The sequence below is a fragment of the Bradyrhizobium sp. Ce-3 genome (assembly GCF_022835695.1).
GTDB lineage: Bacteria > Pseudomonadota > Alphaproteobacteria > Rhizobiales > Xanthobacteraceae > Bradyrhizobium.
Genome location: NZ_BQUV01000001.1, coordinates 1,221,210 through 1,237,609 on the forward strand (window position 1 = coordinate 1,221,210; position 16,400 = coordinate 1,237,609).

13 protein-coding genes are annotated in these 16,400 nt (G+C 65.9%); 10 read left to right on the forward strand and 3 right to left on the reverse strand.

All coding sequences use genetic code 11. From position 1 onward, the window contains the following. The 10 genes from BRSPCE3_RS05555 to BRSPCE3_RS05600 all read left to right on the forward strand — a co-directional run bounded on the left by BRSPCE3_RS05555 (position 1) and on the right by BRSPCE3_RS05600 (position 11,046). Complete coding sequence (locus BRSPCE3_RS05555) at positions 1 to 960, forward strand: ABC transporter permease (RefSeq protein WP_244064707.1); 960 nt, start codon at positions 1 to 3, stop codon at positions 958 to 960. Continuing rightward, on the forward strand, positions 957 to 1,940 hold the full coding sequence (locus BRSPCE3_RS05560) for an ABC transporter ATP-binding protein (RefSeq protein WP_244064708.1): 984 nt from the start codon (positions 957 to 959) through the stop codon (positions 1,938 to 1,940). Before BRSPCE3_RS05555 ends, BRSPCE3_RS05560 begins: the two co-directional genes overlap by 4 nt. Next, a complete protein-coding gene (locus BRSPCE3_RS05565; protein WP_244064709.1) occupies positions 1,937 to 2,932 on the forward strand; it encodes an ABC transporter ATP-binding protein in 996 nt (331 codons plus the stop codon). The genes BRSPCE3_RS05560 and BRSPCE3_RS05565 overlap by 4 nt, the downstream gene beginning before the upstream one ends. A gap of 111 nt (positions 2,933 to 3,043) precedes the next feature. Beyond that, positions 3,044 to 4,849, forward strand: coding sequence for a gamma-glutamyltransferase family protein (locus BRSPCE3_RS05570; protein WP_244064711.1), 1,806 nt, complete (start codon positions 3,044 to 3,046; stop codon positions 4,847 to 4,849). Positions 4,850 to 4,858: 9 nt separating this feature from the next. Then, positions 4,859 to 5,569 carry a DUF1028 domain-containing protein gene (locus BRSPCE3_RS05575; protein ID WP_244064713.1) on the forward strand — a complete coding sequence of 237 codons (711 nt, stop codon included), beginning with the start codon at positions 4,859 to 4,861 and terminating at the stop codon, positions 5,567 to 5,569. Then, complete coding sequence (locus BRSPCE3_RS05580; RefSeq protein ID WP_244064715.1) at positions 5,566 to 6,555, forward strand: ABC transporter ATP-binding protein; 990 nt, start codon at positions 5,566 to 5,568, stop codon at positions 6,553 to 6,555. Before BRSPCE3_RS05575 ends, BRSPCE3_RS05580 begins: the two co-directional genes overlap by 4 nt. Then, the gene (locus tag BRSPCE3_RS05585) at positions 6,552 to 7,616 is read left to right on the forward strand and encodes an ABC transporter ATP-binding protein (RefSeq protein ID WP_244064717.1); all 1,065 of its coding nucleotides are present in this window, start codon (positions 6,552 to 6,554) and stop codon (positions 7,614 to 7,616) included. Before BRSPCE3_RS05580 ends, BRSPCE3_RS05585 begins: the two co-directional genes overlap by 4 nt. Positions 7,617 to 7,666: 50 nt before the next feature. After that, on the forward strand, positions 7,667 to 9,178 hold the full coding sequence (locus BRSPCE3_RS05590) for an ABC transporter substrate-binding protein (protein WP_244064718.1): 1,512 nt from the start codon (positions 7,667 to 7,669) through the stop codon (positions 9,176 to 9,178). 31 nt (positions 9,179 to 9,209) lie between these two features. Continuing rightward, on the forward strand, positions 9,210 to 10,151 hold the full coding sequence (locus BRSPCE3_RS05595; protein WP_244064720.1) for an ABC transporter permease: 942 nt from the start codon (positions 9,210 to 9,212) through the stop codon (positions 10,149 to 10,151). A gap of 4 nt (positions 10,152 to 10,155) precedes the next feature. After that, positions 10,156 to 11,046, forward strand: a complete 891-nt coding sequence (locus BRSPCE3_RS05600; protein ID WP_244064721.1) for an ABC transporter permease — start codon at positions 10,156 to 10,158, stop codon at positions 11,044 to 11,046. A gap of 126 nt (positions 11,047 to 11,172) precedes the next feature. Here the strand turns inward: BRSPCE3_RS05600 and BRSPCE3_RS05605 are convergent, their stop codons facing one another. The 3 genes from BRSPCE3_RS05605 to BRSPCE3_RS05615 all read right to left on the reverse strand — a co-directional run bounded on the left by BRSPCE3_RS05605 (position 11,173) and on the right by BRSPCE3_RS05615 (position 16,400). Beyond that, positions 11,173 to 11,916, reverse strand: coding sequence for a hypothetical protein (locus BRSPCE3_RS05605; protein WP_244064722.1), 744 nt, complete (start codon positions 11,914 to 11,916; stop codon positions 11,173 to 11,175). Positions 11,917 to 12,021: 105 nt separating this feature from the next. Continuing rightward, positions 12,022 to 15,123 (reverse strand): multidrug efflux RND transporter permease subunit, encoded by a 3,102-nt coding sequence (locus tag BRSPCE3_RS05610; RefSeq protein ID WP_244064723.1) that lies wholly within the window; start codon positions 15,121 to 15,123, stop codon positions 12,022 to 12,024. Positions 15,124 to 15,206: 83 nt separating this feature from the next. Then, on the reverse strand, positions 15,207 to 16,400 hold the full coding sequence (locus BRSPCE3_RS05615) for an efflux RND transporter periplasmic adaptor subunit (protein ID WP_244064724.1): 1,194 nt from the start codon (positions 16,398 to 16,400) through the stop codon (positions 15,207 to 15,209).

Here is a 16,400-nt window from a genome sequence, read left to right on the forward strand (position 1 = left end):
ATGTCCGACGCCGTCGTCCCCCATCGCGCCGAAGACCACCGGGCACCTGCCGGCTGGTTCAGGCGCGCGCTCGATAGCGACATCTTCTATTCGTTCCGCCGCTCCAGGCTGACGATGGTCGCCGCCGCGATCACGCTGCTGTTCTTCCTGCTGGCGATATCAGCGTCGTGGCTTGCGGTGCAGAACCCGTTCGATCCGGCGCAGTTGCAACTGATGAACTCGCGGATCGCGCCGCTGTGGACCGCCGACGGCCAGAGCCCGTTCCTGCTCGGCACCGACGAGCAGGGCCGCGACGTGCTCTCGGCGATCCTCTACGGCCTGCGCATCTCGCTTGCGGTCGGCATTGCCGGCGTGGTGTTCGCCGGCGCGCTCGGGATCGCGCTCGGGCTGGTCGCCGGCTACTTCGGCGGCGTGATCGACACCGTGATCATGCGGATCGCCGACGTACAGCTCACCTTCCCGGCGATCCTGATCGCGCTGCTGGTCAACGGCGTCGCCAAATCGCTGCTCGGCAACAGGCTCGACGAGATGAGCACGCTGGGCGTGCTCGTGATCGCGATCGGCCTCAGTTTCTGGGTGCAATATGCCCGCACCGTGCGCGGCTCGGTCATGGTCGAGAAGAACAAGGATTATGTGGCGGCGGCGCAGCTGATCGGCCTGCCGGCGCCGAAGATCATGTTCCGCCACGTGCTGCCGAACACGATGGGCCCGATCCTCGTGATCGCCACCATCAACCTCGCGCTCGCCATCATCACCGAGGCGACGCTGTCGTTCCTCGGCGCCGGCATGCCCGACACCATGCCCTCGCTCGGCACCCTGATCCGGATCGGCAACAATTATCTGTTCGCCGGCGAATGGTGGATCGTCGCCTTCCCGGGCATTGCACTGGCCGGCCTGATCCTTTCCATCAACCTGCTCGGCGACTGGCTGCGCGACGCGCTCAACCCAAAGCTCCGATGACAAAGCCTGTCCTCTCCGTGCGCAATCTCGAGGTGGAATTCGTCACCCGCCGCGCCACCTTGCGTGCCATCAACGGCGTGTCGTTCGATATCGCCAAGGGCGAGGTGCTCGGCGTGGTCGGCGAATCCGGCGCCGGCAAATCGGTCACCGGCCTTGCCGTGATCGGGCTGATCGATCCGCCCGGCCGCATCTCGAGCGGCGAGATCGAACTGTCGGGCACAAGGATCGACCACCTTCCGCCGGAGGAGATCCGCCGCGTCAGGGGCAAGCGGATCGGCATGATCTTCCAGGATCCGCTGACCAGCCTCAACCCGCTCTACCGGATCGGCGACCAGATCGTCGAGACCATCCGCACCCACAGCAATCTGAGCGAAAGCGCCGCGCGCCGGCGCGCCATCGACCTGCTGGCCGAGGTCGGCATCCCCGCGCCCGAAAAGCGCATCGACGGCTACCCGCACGAATTCTCCGGCGGCATGCGCCAGCGCGTCGTCATTGCGCTTGCGATCTGCGCCGAGCCCGAGCTGATCATCGCCGACGAGCCGACCACCGCGCTCGACGTCTCGGTGCAGGCGCAGATCATCGCGCTGATCAAGCGACTCGGCCGCGACCACGGCACCGCCGTGATGCTGGTGACCCACGACATGGGCGTGATCGCCGAGACCTGCGACCGCGTCGCGGTGATGTATTCCGGCCGCATCGCCGAGATCGGACCGGTGCAGGAGGTGGTTCGCAATCCCTTGCATCCCTATGCCAAGGGCCTGATGGGCGCGATCCCGACGCTCGCGGGCGAGGACAAGCGCCTGGTGCAGATACCGGGCGCGATGCCGCGGCTGTCGGCGATCCCGCCGGGCTGCCCGTTCAATCCGCGCTGCGCGTTTGTCTTCGATCGCTGCCGCGTCGAGCGCCCCGAGCCGATCCGGCAAGGAGACCAATCCGTCGCCTGCCATCTGTTCGAGCCGGCGAAGGAAACGGCGGCATGAGCGGGACATTGATCGAGGTCAGGAATCTGCGCCGCGTCTTCGACGTCTCGAAACCGTGGCTCAACCGTGTGATCGAGGGCGGCCATCTCGAGTATCTCAAAGCCGTCGACGGCGTCTCTTTCGACATCAAGCGCGGCGAGACCTTTGCGCTGGTCGGCGAATCCGGTTCCGGCAAGACCACGGTGGCGCGCATGGTCGTCGGCCTGCTGCCGCCGAGCTCGGGCGAAGTCGTCATCGACGGCGTCTCAATGACCGATCCGCGGCAGGGCCAGGCGCGGCGCCGGCTGCGCCGGCGCATCCAGATGGTTTTCCAGGATCCCTATGCCAGCCTCAATCCGCGCTACCGCGTCGCCGCGATCGTCGCCGAGCCGATCCGCGCCTTCGACCTGATCCAGGGCGAGCGCGACATCAAGGCCCGGGTCGGCGAATTGCTCTCGCTGGTCGGCCTGCACCCCGACGACGGCCAGAAATTCCCGCACGAATTTTCCGGCGGCCAGCGCCAGCGCATCGCGATCGCCCGCGCGTTGGCGTCCGAAGCCGAGTTCATCGTCTGCGACGAGCCGACCTCGGCGCTCGACGTCTCGGTGCAGGCGCAGATCCTCAATCTGATGCGCGATTTGCAGGACAAGTTCGGCCTGACCTATCTGTTCATCAGCCATAATCTCGCTGTGGTCCGCCACATGGCGAGCCGGATCGGCGTGATGTATCTCGGCCGCATCGTCGAGATCGCCGAGGGCCGGAAACTGTTCGAGAACCCGCGGATGCCCTACACCAGGATGCTGCTCGGCGCGGTTCCGGACCTTGCGATGTCCGGCCGCCAGCGCATCCCGGTCAAGGGCGAGATTCCCAACCCGATCGATCCGCCGCGGGGCTGCTCGTTCAACCCGCGCTGTCCGCTCGCCTTCGATCTGTGCCGCGAGAAGACGCCGGAACTGATCGATGGCGTCGCCTGCCACGCCGTCAACAGCCCTGCCGCCGCCGTTCCGGCATGATCACGCGGATGGGAGCGGCCATGTGCACCAGGCGGTTGGCATGCCAGCCCGGCTGTGATCAAGTGCGCGCGCAAAGAAACCCAACGACAAACCGATAAACGGTCAACCGCCATGAGCAACGTCAACCCCGATCCGTTCACAACCCGGCCCGAGATCGAAGGCACCTTCGGCGTCGTCACCTCGACCCATTGGATCGCGACCGCGGTCGGCATGGCGGCGCTGGAGAAGGGCGGCAACGCCTTCGACGCCGGCGTTGCGGCGGCATTCACGTTGCAAGTGGTCGAACCGCACCTGAACGGCCCCGGCGGCGACGTTCCGATCATCGTGCACGACGCCAAGCGCGGCAAAACCGAAGTGATCTGCGGCCAGGGCCCGGCGCCGGCGAAGGCGACGATCGCGCATTACCGCAGCGAGGGCCTCGAGATGGTGCCCGGCACCGGTCTGCTCGCCGCCTGCGTGCCCGGCACGTTCGAAACCTGGATGCTGCTGCTGCGCGACTACGGCACGTTGAAGCTGCGCGACGTGCTGGAGCCGGCGATCGGCTATGCCCGCAACGGCCATCCGCTGGTCGAGCGCGCCTCCGCCACCATCAAGACCGTCGAGCAGCTGTTCCGGAAATACTGGAGCACATCGGCCGAGGTCTATCTGCCCAATGGCGAGGTGCCGAAGCCGGGCACCATCTTCACCAACAAGAAGCTCGCGGAGACCTACACGCGCATCCTCAACGAGGCGGAGAGCGCGGGCAGTGACCGCGTGGCGCAGATCGAGCGCGCGCGGCAGGCTTGGTCCAAGGGCTTCGTCGCCGAGGCGATCGACAAGTTCTGCCGCACCCAGGAGGTGATGGACGTCTCCGGATCGCCGCATCGCGGCGTGCTGTCGGCCGACGACATGGCGCGCTGGCAGCCGACAACAGAGGCGCCACTGACTTATGATTACGGCCGCTACGCGGTGCAGAAGTGCGGCGTCTGGAGCCAGGGCCCGGTGATGCTGCAGCAGCTCGCGCTGCTGAAGGGTTTTGAACTCGACGGGCTCGATCCCGCGGGCCCCGACTTCATCCATCTGCAGATCGAAGCCGCCAAGCTCGCTTATGCCGATCGCGAGACGTTCTACGGCGATCCCAAGTTCACCGAGATCCCGATCGAGACGCTGCTGTCCGACGCCTATAACAACGAACGCCGCAAGTTGATCTCGAAAGACAAGGCCTCGCTCGACTTCCGCCCCGGCTCGCTCGAAGGCTTCGGCGGCGTCGTCAAATTGCGCCACGCCGAAGGGCATCGCGAGGCGGTCGGCGCCATGGGCGCCGGCGAACCGACCGTCGGCCGGTTCGGCGAGGTGCGTGGCGACACCGTGCATTTCGACATCATCGACAAGGCCGGCAACATGATCTCGGCGACGCCGTCCGGCGGCTGGCTGCAATCCTCGCCTGTCATTCCCGAGCTCGGCTTCTGCCTCGGCAGCCGCGCCCAGATGTTCTGGCTGGAGGAGAACCACCCTGCCTCGCTGGCGCCGGGCAAGCGGCCGCGCACCACGCTGTCGCCGACCATGGCGCTGCGCGACGGCGAGCCGTATCTCGCCTGGGGCTCGCCCGGCGGCGACCAGCAGGACCAGTGGATCACGCAATTCTTCCTGCGCCATGTCCACGCCAAGCTCAATTTGCAGGAGGCGATCGACGCGCCGGCCTGGCACTCCGAGCATTTCCCGATCTCGTTCTGGCCGCGCACCTCGCGCCCCGGCGTGCTGGTGCTGGAAAACCGCATTCCGAAATCCACCATCGACGAATTGAAGCGCCGTGGCCATGTGGTCGAGATCGGCCCCGATTGGTCGGAAGGCCGCCTCACCGCAGCCTCGAAAGTCGGTCCCCGCCGCCGTGCCGCCGCCAATCCGCGCGGCATGCAGGGCTACGCCGCGGGGCGCTAGAGGTTTGGGATGACCTGGTCGATCATCGCCCGCGACAGCGCCACCGGCCAGCTCGGCATCGCCGTCGCGACGCGGTTCTTCGCGGTCGGCGCGCTGGTGCCGCACATTGCACCCGGGATCGGCGCGATTGCGACGCAGGCACTGGTCAATCCCTATTACGGCATCGACGGCCTCGCGCTGCTGCGCGACGGTACCAGCCCGCATGACGCGATCGCAGCGCTGCTGGCGCCCGATAGCGGCCGTGAGAGCCGGCAGGTGCACGTCATGGACGCCAAGGGCCGGATCGCGGCGCATTCCGGCAAGGACTGCATCGACTGGTTCGGTCATATCGCGGGCGACGGCTTCTCGATCGCCGGCAATATGCTGGCGGGACCTGATGTGCTCGACGAGACCGCGCGCGTCTATGCCGCAAGCGAGAAGCTGCCGTTCGCGGAGCGGCTGATCAAGGCGATGTTCGCCGGCGAAGCGGCCGGCGGCGACAAGCGCGGCAAGCAATCGGCGGCACTTCTGATCCACGGCACCGAGCAATGGCCGTTGCTCGACCTGCGGGTCGACGACCACACCGATCCCTTGCGCGAGCTGGAGCGGCTTGAAGCGGTCAGCCGCGAGCACTGGGTGCCGTTCCGGAATTTCATGCCGACCCGGGACAACCCGGCCGGAACCAGCGACCGCTCCAGGATCGAGGCCGGTATCGCAGCTGCAACCAGGAGCCGCGAATGACCGCCGGCCCGCTGATCGAGATCGAGGGCCTGCGCGTCACATTCCACGGCGACGACGGCCGCATTACGCATGCCGTCGACAGCGTCGATCTTTCCGTCGCCAACGGCGCCACGCTCGGCCTGGTCGGCGAGTCCGGTTGCGGCAAGAGCGTGACCTCGCTCGCGATCATGGGGCTGCTGCCAAAGCAGTCCGCCGCGGTGTCCGGCGCGATCCGCTTCGATGGCTTCGACCTGCTCGAGGTGCCGGATGCGACACTGCGCGACCTGCGCGGCAATCGGCTCGCCATGATCTTCCAGGAACCGATGACCTCGCTCAACCCGAGCTTCACCATCGGCGACCAGATTACCGAGACGATATTGCGCCACCGTGGCGGCTCCCGCCGCGCAGCGCGCGAGCGCACCATCGAGCTGTTGCGCCGCGTCCACATCCCCTCGCCCGAGAAGCGCATCGACGAATATCCGCACAAGCTGTCCGGCGGCATGCGCCAGCGCGTGATGATCGCGATGGCGCTGGCCTGCGATCCGCAGCTCCTGATCGCCGACGAGCCGACCACCGCGCTCGACGTCACCCTGCAGGCCCAGATCCTCGACCTGATGCGCGAGCTGAAGGCCGCGAGTGGTGCGGCGATCATCCTGATCACCCACGATCTCGGCGTCGTTGCCGAGGTCTGCGACGAGGTCGCGGTGATGTATGCGGGTGAGATCGTCGAACGCGCGCCGGTCGACGAGCTGTTTGCCAGTCCGCAGCATCCCTACACGGTCGGCCTGCTCGGCTCGATCCCGCGGCTCGACCGCCGCACCAGCCATCTCGCCACCATCGAGGGCATGGTGCCGAACATGGCGAACCCGCCCGCGGGCTGCCGCTTCGCCGCGCGCTGTCCGTTCGTGGAGGATGCCTGCACAAGATCACCGCCGCCGCTGGCGATGCTGAGCGCAACCCACGCCTCGCGCTGCATTCGCGCGCCGCTGGAGCAGCTGGTGTCATGACCGCGCTGCTCGAAGTCGAAGGGCTGGTGAAGCATTTCGTCGCCGAACGCTCGCTGTTCGGACGGCCGACCGCCCATGTGAAGGCGGTCGACGGCGTCAGCTTCACGGTCGAGGCCGGCAAGACGCTGGCGCTGGTCGGCGAATCCGGCTGCGGCAAATCCACCGTCAGCCGCCTGGTGCTGCGGCTGATCGAGCCGGACGCCGGCCGTATCCGCTTCGAAGGCCGTGACCTCGGCGCGCTCAATGCCGGGCAATTGCGCGCATTCCGCCGCGACGCGCAGCTGATCTTCCAGGACCCCTACGCCTCGCTCAACCCGCGCATGACGGTGAGCCAGATCCTGACCGAGCCGCTGGCGCTGCATGATCTCGTCCCGGCCGCGGACCGCCGTGCCCGGGTCGAGGAGTTGTTGCGCCTGGTCGGGCTCGAGCCGCGCTTTGCACGCCGCTATCCGCACGAATTCTCCGGCGGCCAGCGCCAGCGCATCGCCATTGCCCGTGCGCTCGCGGTCGAACCGAAGCTGATCATCTGCGACGAGCCGGTGTCGGCGCTCGACGTCTCGATCCGTTCGCAGATCCTGAATCTGCTGCGCGACCTGCAGGACCGGTTGAAGCTCGCCTACATCTTCGTCTCGCACGATCTCGCCGTGGTGAAGCACATCGCCGACCGCGTCGCTGTGATGAATCTCGGCACCATCGTCGAGAGCGCGGATGCACAAGCGCTGTTCGCCGCCCCGCGCCATCCCTATAGCCGCGCGCTGCTGTCGGCGATCCCGGTGCCGAAGCCGCGCGCCAGGCGCAGCCGCATCGTGCTGGAGGGCGAGCTGCCGAGCGCGCTCAATCCGCCTTCCGGCTGCCGCTTCCATACCCGCTGCCCCTATGTGATTGCGCGCTGCCGCAGCGAAGTGCCGCAATTGCGCGAAGATGGCACCGGATATGCAACGGCCTGTCACCGGACGGGTGATCTGCCCGGCGCGGAGGCGATCGTGCCGTCCGATGGCGCCTTCTCGCCGACGCTGGAAAAGCTGGTGGCGGCGTTCAATGCGGCGGAAGCCTCGGGGTGACCCGGGGTTATTTCACAGGGAACAGAGGCGTAGGGAATAAGGGGTTTGCGATGAGATTTTGGCGCTTGGCGGTCCTGATGGCGGCCCTCGTGGCCTGGTGCGGAGCGAGCGCGCGTGCCGAGACGACGCTTCGCATCGGGCTCGCCGAGGACCCCGACATCCTCGATCCTTCAATCGGGCGCACCTATGTCGGCCGCATCGTGTTTTCGGCGTTCTGCGACAAGCTGTTCGACATCGACGAGAAGCTGAACATCGTCCCGCAGCTCGCGCTGTCCTACGAGAATTCGGCCGACGGCAAGGAGATGATCATCAAGCTCCGGCCGGGCGTCAAGTTCCACGACGGTGAACCGTTCGACGCCGAAGCCGCCAAATTCTCGCTGGAGCGCCATCTGACGCTGCCGACCTCGTTTCGCAAGCCGGAATTGGCCGCGCTCGACCATGTCGACGTCGTCGATCCCCTGACCATCAAGCTGGTGCTCAAGACGCCCTACTCGCCGCTGATCGCCCAGTTGACCGACCGCGCCGGCATGATGGTCTCGCCGAAGGCGGTGAAGGAAGCCGGCGACAAATTCGGGCTGCATCCGGTCTGCGCCGGCCCGTACAAATTCGTCGAACGCGTGCAGCAGGACCGCATGGTGTTCGAGAAGTTTGCGGATTACTGGAACAAGGACAACGTCTTCATCGATCGCATCGTGTTCCTCCCGATCGTCGACGCCACGGTGCGGCTCGCCAATCTGAAATCCGGCGGGCTCGATCTGATCGAGCGCGTGCTCGCCACCGACATCAAGGACGTCCGCGCCGACAAGCGCCTGGTGCTGTCGACCGCACCTGAACTCGGTTATCTCGGCCTCACCATCAACATCGCCAACGACAAGGGCAAGGGCCCGCTCAGCCAATCGGAGAAGGTGCGGCAGGCGCTAGATCTGTCGATCGATCGCGAGGCGCTCAACCAGGTCGTCTTCAACGGCGAGTTCACGCCGGGCAATCAATGGGTCAGCCCGACGCATCCTTATTATCAGAAGGCGTTTCCGGTTCGGGGCCGCGACATTGCCAAGGCCAAGGCGCTGCTGAAGGAGGCCGGCGTCACGCTGCCCGTTGCCATCGATTACATGGTCCCCAAAGGCGCCGAGAACGAAGCCGTGGCCCAGGTCGTGCAGTCGATGGCGGCCGAAGCGGGCTTCGACATCAAGATCCGCGTGGTCGAATTTGCGACGACGTTCAAGCAGGCCCAGGCCGGCGAATTTCAGGTGTTCCAGATCAACTGGAGCGGCCGGATCGATCCTGACGGCAATTCCTATGTCTTCCTGCACACCAAGGCGCCGCAGAACGACGGCGGCTATTCCAACCCGGAAGCCGACAAGCTGATGGAAGATGCGCGGCTGATCAACGATCCCGCCCAGCGCAAGGCGATCTACGAGAAGATGACGAGGATCGTGCTCAATGACGAGCCGATCATCTACATCTATCACCGCACACTGCTGATCGCGCACTCCACCAAGGTCGAGGGCTACCGGCAGATGCCGGATGGATTGGTGCGCGTGGTCGGGCTGAAATTGAAATGATCGCCACAGCGCAGGACACGCGGGGCCGACCATGCTGAACTTCCTCGCCAAGCGGCTGGTTCAGCTGGTCCCGACGCTGTTCTTCGTCTCGCTGCTGATCTTCTCGCTGCAACATCTGCTGCCCGGCGATCCGGCACTCGTGATGGCCGGCGAGGAGCGCGATCCGGCCGTGATCGAACAGATCCGCCAGCAATACCATCTGGATCAGCCGATCCCGGTGCAATATGCCTATTGGGTCAAGGGCGTGCTCACGGGCGACCTCGGCGAGTCCCTGCGCAACAAGATGCCGGTGTCGAGCCTGATCGCTCAGAAGCTGCCGGTCACGATGCAGATCGCCGGCATGGCGATCGTGGTCGCCTTCCTGATCGGCATCCCCGCCGGCATCATCTCGGCGGTGAAGACCGGCACGGCGTGGGACTATGGCGCCAACTTATTCGCGCTGTGGGGGATCTCGACGCCGAATTTCTGGCTCGGCATCATGCTGATCTTCCTGTTCTCCGTCGAACTCGGCTGGCTGCCGGCCTCCGGCTACGTGCCGCTCAGCGAAAACTGGCGCGCCAGCCTCGCCGCATCCGTGATGCCCGCCTTCGTGCTCGGCAATGCGATCGCGGCAATCCTGATGCGGCATACAAGAAGTGCGATGCTGCAGGTGCTGGAAAGCGACTATGTCCGCACCGCGCGGGCGAAGGGCCTGTCCGAGCGCACGGTGATCCTCAAGCATGCGATGCGCAACGCGCTGACGCCGATCATCACGCTCGGCGCGCTCGAGCTCGGCACGCTGCTGTCGGGCGCGGTTCTCACCGAGCAGATCTTCTCGATCCCGGGCTTCGGCAAGCTGATCGTCGATGCCGTGTTCAACCGCGACTACGCGGTGGTGCAGGGCGTGGTCCTGACCACGGCGACGATCTACATCACGCTCAATCTGATCGCCGACATCGCCTACATCCTGGTCAACCCGCGGCTGAGGGGCTGACCGGATGACCGACGCTGCACTCAGCCCGCTCGCACCGCTTGCCGTCGCCGAAACCCTGGAGAGCCCGGCGCGGCGTGCCTTACGGCGGCTGATCCGGCGCAAGGGCGCCGTGCTCGGGCTTGCCGTGATCGCGCTCTTCATCCTGCTCGCCGTGTTCGCGCCGCTGATCGTGCCCTATGATCCGGTCGCGACCAGCTGGTCGCTGGTGCGCAAGGCGCCGTCGCTGCAGCACTGGTTCGGCACCGACGAGCTCGGCCGCGACGTGCTCGCGCGCGTCGTGTTCGGCGCCCGCGCCTCGCTGCTTGCCGGCGTGATCTCGGTCGGCATCGCGCTTGCGATCGGCGTGCCGCTCGGCCTCGTCGCCGGCTATCGCGGCGGCTTCATCGACGCGCTGATCAGCCGCATCACAGATGCGATGCTGGCCTGCCCGTTCCTGATCCTGGCGATCGCGCTCGCGGCATTCCTCGGACCCAGCCTCAGCAATGCGATGATCGCGATCGGCGTCTCGGCGACCCCGATCTTCATCCGCCTGACCCGCGGTCAGGTGATGGGCGTCAAGGTCGAGGATTATGTCGAGGCGGCGCGCGCCATGGGCAATCCGCGCTGGCGTATCGCGCTGGTTCACATCCTGCCCAACATCCTGCCGGCGCTGCTGGTGCAGGCGACGCTGTCGATCGCGGCCGCGATCATCGCCGAAGCTGCGCTGTCGTTCCTCGGCCTCGGCCAGCAGCCGCCGTCGCCGTCCTGGGGCAGCATGCTCAACGCCGCGCAGCGTTTCCTGACCAGCGCGCCATGGATGGCGATCTGGCCGGGGTTTGCGATCTTCCTGGTCGTGCTGTCGTTCAATCTGGTCGGCGACGGCCTGCGCGACGCGCTCGATCCGAAGGCACGGTGATGCCGTTCGCCGCCCTGCCGCGGCGAGCGCCATTCTCCCCCGTCACCCTGAGGAGCGCGGAACGCGCGTCTCGAAGGGTCGACGGCCACCGACGGCACTAGCAGTGCGCGCCTCAGATTACTCGCCCTAAACCACCACCTCCCGCAACACCCTCCTGCAATCCATCTCGTATTCGAGATCGACCACCGGCGGACGGCAGAAGTGCCAGCTCAGGCCGGGGCGCGTGGCGCCGCGGCGGACCAGCTCGTCGGCGAGCACGGGATGGATGTCGTGCACGGTGTAGGCCTGCACCGCGGTCGTCGCCTCCCAGCCGAAGCTGAACTCGGCAAGACGGCGCTCCATCTCGCCGGCAGTGAAGCGGACCTTCTCCCGCCACGCGCCGGGGCTGAGATCGCGATAGCAGACGATGCGGTCGGGATAGCTGGCAGTGCCGCTGCGCGCCTCCGCGCCGCCCGCGATCACGAAGGACGGCGAGGTGCTCGTGCTCGGCCGCGTGAACGAGAACGCGTAGAATGACGGCTCGGCCGGCGGATCGATCTCGGGACAGACATTGCTGCGCGCCACCGGGTTGGTGGTGCCGTCGAACAGGCCCCATTCGGCGAGCGTCTTGACGTAGTGCTGGTTGAAGGCGCGGAAGCCGTCCTCGGTGAAGGCAGCCGGCGACCGCAATTCGCAGGCGCAGAACGCGGTCAGCGGCCGGCCGGCGTCCTTGATGTAGGCCGCAATCCGCGCAAAACCTTCAGCGAGCGGCAGCAGGCGGTCGAAGCGGACCCGCTCGATCTCGTAGCCGGCGTTCGCCTGGGCGCCGCTGGAATATTGGAACACCGCCGGAATGAACCGGTAATTGCCCGCCGCAAACTCGCTCGCCATGGCTGTCTCCTCCCGATCTTTGCGGTGAGGCTATCACGAGACAAAGAAAAGGCGGCAGTGGCTTTCGCCAGTGCCGCCTTCCCTGCGAGCATGAGCTTGGAGGGCTCAGGTCGGTTTCAATGCGCCGCCGCGGCCTTCGAGTTCGTAGTCGGCAATCTGCTTGGCACGGTCCGAACGGGCCGCGGCCTGGTGGTCGGTCGCGATCACCGTGTAGACCATCGGCAGCACGAACAGCGTGAACAGCGTACCGATCGTCATGCCGGTGACGACGACGAGCCCGATCGAGAAGCGGCTGGCGGCGCCGGCGCCCGAGGCGGTGAGCAGCGGCAGCAGGCCGGTGACCATGGCCGCCGTCGTCATCAGGATCGGACGCAGACGAATCCGGGCCGACATCTCGATCGCCGAACGGCGGTCGAGTCCCTCGTTGAGCTGCAGCTCGTTGGCGAACTCCACCATCAGGATGCCGTGCTTGGTGATCAGTCCGACCAGCGTCAGCAAGCCCACCTGGGTGTAGATGTTCATGGTGGCGACGCCGAAGAACAGCGGGATCAGGGCGCCGACGATCGCCATCGGCACCGAGATCATGATCACGAACGGATCGCGCAGGCTCTCGAACTGCGCCGCCAGCACCAGGAAGATGATGATGATGGCGAACGCGAAGGTGACCAGCAGCTGGTTGCCTTCATGGACGTACTGCCGGGAGTCGGCCAGGAAGTCGTAGCTGAAGCCGGTCGGCAGCTTCTTGGCTTCGCCCGTCAGGAAGTCCACCGCCTGTCCCATCGAGACGCCGGGCATCGGCACGGCCTGGAAGGTCGACGAGTTGAGCTGGTTGTAGTGGGTCAGCGCGTTCGGATCGACGCCGGTCTCGACCGTCACCACGGTCGACAGCCGCACCAGCTGCCCGGTCGCAGTCGGGACGTAGTAATCGTTGAACGCTTCGGGCGCGAGCCGGCTGGCGCGCGGCACCTGCGGGATCACCTGATAGGAGCGCCCTTCCAGGTTGAAGCGGTTGACATAGTTGCCGCCGAGCAGCGTCGCCAGCGCGCCGCCGATCGACTGCATGGTGATGCCGAGGTCGCTGGCCTTGGAGCGATCGACCTTCACCCGGACCACCGGCTGGTTGAAGTCGAGGTCGCTATCGGTGACGATGAACAGGCCGCTCTTGCGCGCGGCTGCCTTCAGCTTGTTCATCTCGTCGAAAACCTGCTGGAATCCGGCCGTCGACGAGATCACCATCTGCACCGGCAGACCGCCGGGGCCGCCGGGCAGCGGCGGCAGGCTGAACGCGAACGCGCTGATGCCTTCAAGCTTCGACAGCTCGGCCTGCATCAGCGGCTGCAGCTGCTGCGCGGTACGCTTGCGCTCATCCCACGGCTTCAACAGCGCGCCGGCGAAGCCGCCCTGCGGACCGGTGATGCCGTTCAGGATGAACCGCAGGTCGGTCTCGGGAAACTTCTGGAACTCCTTGTCCATCTTGTCGCCGTAGTAATCGATGTAGTCGATGTTGGCGTATTTCGGTGCCTTGGTGATCGCAAACACGATGCCCTGGTCTTCCTGCGGCGCCAGCTCCTTCTGGATGTGCATATAGAGGAAGCCGACCAGGCCGAGGATGGTCAGGGCGAACAGCGCCGTGATCGGGCGGTAGTCGAGCGAACGGTCGAGCAGGCGGCCGTAGCCGCGGGTCATCGCACCGAACACGCGGCTAACAAGCTTGGCGAAACGCCCCTCTTCCGCGCTCTTGAGGAACACCGAGCACATCATCGGCGACAACGTCAGCGCGATCACGCCCGACACGATCACCGAGCCGGCCAGCGTGAAGGCGAATTCGCGGAACAGCGTGCCGGTCACGCCGCCGAGGAAGCCGATCGGCGCGTACACCGCCGCCAGCGTGATCGTCATGGAGACGACGGGGCCGACGATCTCGCGTGCACCCTTCAGCGATGCCTGCACCGGTGGCAGGCCCTCCTCGAGATGTCGATGGATGTTCTCCACCACCACGATGGCGTCGTCGACCACGAGGCCGATCGCCAGCACCATCGCCAGCAGCGTCAAAAGGTTGAAGCTGAAGCCCGCGGCCAGCATCAGGATGCAGACGCCGACCAGCGACAGCGGAATGGTGACCACGGGAATGATCACGGAGCGGAACGACGCCAGGAACAGGAAGATCACGACGACGACGATCAGGACCGCTTCGGTGAGCGTCTTCTCGACCTCGTCGATCGACGATTGGATGAACTTGGTGGAATCGTAGGCCACCTTCATCTTCATCGACGGCGGCAGGTTACGCTCGAGGTCCGGGAACAGCGCGCGCACGCCTTTCACCAGGCTCAGCGGGTTGCCCTGCGGCGTCGCCTTGATGCCGATGAAGATCGCGTGCTCGCCGTTGAAGGCGACGCTGGCGTCGGTCGACTGCGCCGCGAGCTCCACCGTCGCGATGTCCTCGATGCGCACGAAGCCGCCGTCCTTCGCCTTCACGATCATTCGCTTGAACTGATCGATGTTCTGAAGATCGGTGTTGGCCGAGACGTTGGAGACGATGAAGAAGCCCTTGGTCTGGCCGGCGGCCGCCTGGAAGTTGTTGGCAGCGATCGCTGCCGCAACGTCGTTCGGCGACACGCCGCGTCCGGCCATCCGGGTCGGATCGAGCCAGACGCGCATCGCGAAGGTCTGGCCGCCGAGAATGTCGGCAGATGCGACGCCGTCGACCGTCGAGAGCACCGGCTGCACGACGCGGGTCAGATAGTCCGAGATCGCAGAGCCCGTGAGCTCCTCGCTGGAGAAGCCGAGATACATCACGGCGATGGTGTCACCGGTCGCCTTGCTCACGACCGGGTCGAAGGCTTCCTTCGGGATCAGGTATTTGACCGAGTTGACCTTGGCCAGCACTTCAGTCAGCGCCTGGTTCGGATCGTGATTGAGCTTGACGTAGACCTGGATCGTCGAAGTGCCGAGCACCGAGTTCGAGGTCATATAGTCGACGCCCTCGGCCGACGCGACCGCCTGCTCGATCGGCGTGGTGATGAAGCCGTTGATCAGCTCCGGCGACGCGCCGGGATAGGATGTCGTGATCGTCACGACGGTGTTCGAGAGATTCGGATATTGCCGGATCGGCAGCACCATCGCCGCGCGCAAGCCGATCAGCAGGATCAGCAGGCTGACGACGACCGACAGCACCGGGCGCTTGATGAAAATATCAGTGAAGGCCATCGCCAACTCGATTCGTGTTGTCTGCCGATTTCCGGCGCAAGTGGCGGAGGGCCGTCGGGCCCTCCGGGTTCAGATGATCGGGATCAGTAGCGCGGCGGCTCGGCCGGTACCGGCGGCGGCGGATCGGTCGAGATCACGACCGCCATGCCCGACTGCAGCTTGATCTGGCCGACGGCGACGACCTTGTCCCCGGCCTTCAGACCCTTGAGGATCTCGACGCGGCCTTCGACGCGGTTGCCGGTCTTCACGAAGGTGCGGTCGGCGGTCAGGGTGGTCTTGCCGTCCTCGCCCTTCTTCTCGGTGATCAGGAACACGGAGTCGCCGTACAGCGTGTAGTCGACCGCGGTTTCCGGAATGGTCACGACCGGCGGCTTCGCGGGCAGCACGATCGTGGCGGTCGCGAACATGCCGGGCTTGAGGATGCTGTCCGGATTCTGGATCGTGGCCTGCACCCGGATATTGCGGGTGTCGGTCGCGATCTGCGGCTCGATGGTCGTGATCTTGCCGTCGAAGGTGCGGCCCGGATAGGCGTCGACCGCAATCCGCACGGCCTGGCCGACCTTGATCTGCGAGCTCTGCTTCTCGGTCACGGTCATGTTGGCGTACAGCACCGACAGGTCGGTCAGCGACACGATCTGGGTGCCGGCGGTCAGATACTGGCCGACTTCGACCTGGCGAACGCCGAGATCGCCTTCGAACGGCGCGCGCACCAGCTTCTGCGAGATCAGCGCTTCGGTCTTGGCAATGCCGGCCTTGGCCTGGTCGTAGGTCGCCTGCGCCGTATCGACGGTCGACTGCGGCCCGAACTGGCGTGACGCGAGCTGCTTGGCGCGGTCGAGCTGCTGCTCGCCCACGATCGCCTGCGCCTTGTAGTTGGCGAGGTCGCCCTGCTCCGGAGCGTCGAACAGCTGCACCAGCGGCGTCCCTGCCTTCACATGGCTGCCGGCGGTGAACTGGATCTCGGTGATGCGGCCCGGCACGTCGGTCGTGACGTTGACCTGGTGCACGGCGACGAGATCGCCGACCGCGGTCAAGAGGTTCGGAATCACTTCGGTCTTCGCCTCGACCGCCGAGACGTTGGACGGCGGCGGCTTATTGTTGGCGAAGAACTGCGCGATCATATGGCTGCGGAAGGCGTTGAAGCCGACCAGCGCGCCGACCAGCAGGGCCAGCAACAAGCCTACGATGATGAACCAGCGCACCATGCGGACGGGGCGCTTGGCTTGCTTCTCTTTGATCGGTTGGCCGGAGATGTGACTTTCGGTCTGAATGTTCAT

Bases quoted from the DNA above. Each gene is read 5' to 3' on its own strand.
- BRSPCE3_RS05555 (WP_244064707.1), top strand. From the start codon at position 1: ATGTCCGACGCCGTCGTCCCCCATCGCGCCGAAGACCACCGGGCACCT.
- BRSPCE3_RS05560 (WP_244064708.1), top strand. From the start codon at position 957: ATGACAAAGCCTGTCCTCTCCGTGCGCAATCTCGAGGTGGAATTCGTC.
- BRSPCE3_RS05565 (WP_244064709.1), top strand. From the start codon at position 1,937: ATGAGCGGGACATTGATCGAGGTCAGGAATCTGCGCCGCGTCTTCGAC.
- BRSPCE3_RS05570 (WP_244064711.1), top strand. From the start codon at position 3,044: ATGAGCAACGTCAACCCCGATCCGTTCACAACCCGGCCCGAGATCGAA.
- BRSPCE3_RS05575 (WP_244064713.1), top strand. From the start codon at position 4,859: ATGACCTGGTCGATCATCGCCCGCGACAGCGCCACCGGCCAGCTCGGC.
- BRSPCE3_RS05580 (WP_244064715.1), top strand. From the start codon at position 5,566: ATGACCGCCGGCCCGCTGATCGAGATCGAGGGCCTGCGCGTCACATTC.
- BRSPCE3_RS05585 (WP_244064717.1), top strand. From the start codon at position 6,552: ATGACCGCGCTGCTCGAAGTCGAAGGGCTGGTGAAGCATTTCGTCGCC.
- BRSPCE3_RS05590 (WP_244064718.1), top strand. From the start codon at position 7,667: ATGAGATTTTGGCGCTTGGCGGTCCTGATGGCGGCCCTCGTGGCCTGG.
- BRSPCE3_RS05595 (WP_244064720.1), top strand. From the start codon at position 9,210: ATGCTGAACTTCCTCGCCAAGCGGCTGGTTCAGCTGGTCCCGACGCTG.
- BRSPCE3_RS05600 (WP_244064721.1), top strand. From the start codon at position 10,156: ATGACCGACGCTGCACTCAGCCCGCTCGCACCGCTTGCCGTCGCCGAA.
- BRSPCE3_RS05605 (WP_244064722.1), bottom strand. From the start codon at position 11,916: ATGGCGAGCGAGTTTGCGGCGGGCAATTACCGGTTCATTCCGGCGGTG.
- BRSPCE3_RS05610 (WP_244064723.1), bottom strand. From the start codon at position 15,123: ATGGCCTTCACTGATATTTTCATCAAGCGCCCGGTGCTGTCGGTCGTC.
- BRSPCE3_RS05615 (WP_244064724.1), bottom strand. From the start codon at position 16,400: ATGAACATTCAGACCGAAAGTCACATCTCCGGCCAACCGATCAAAGAG.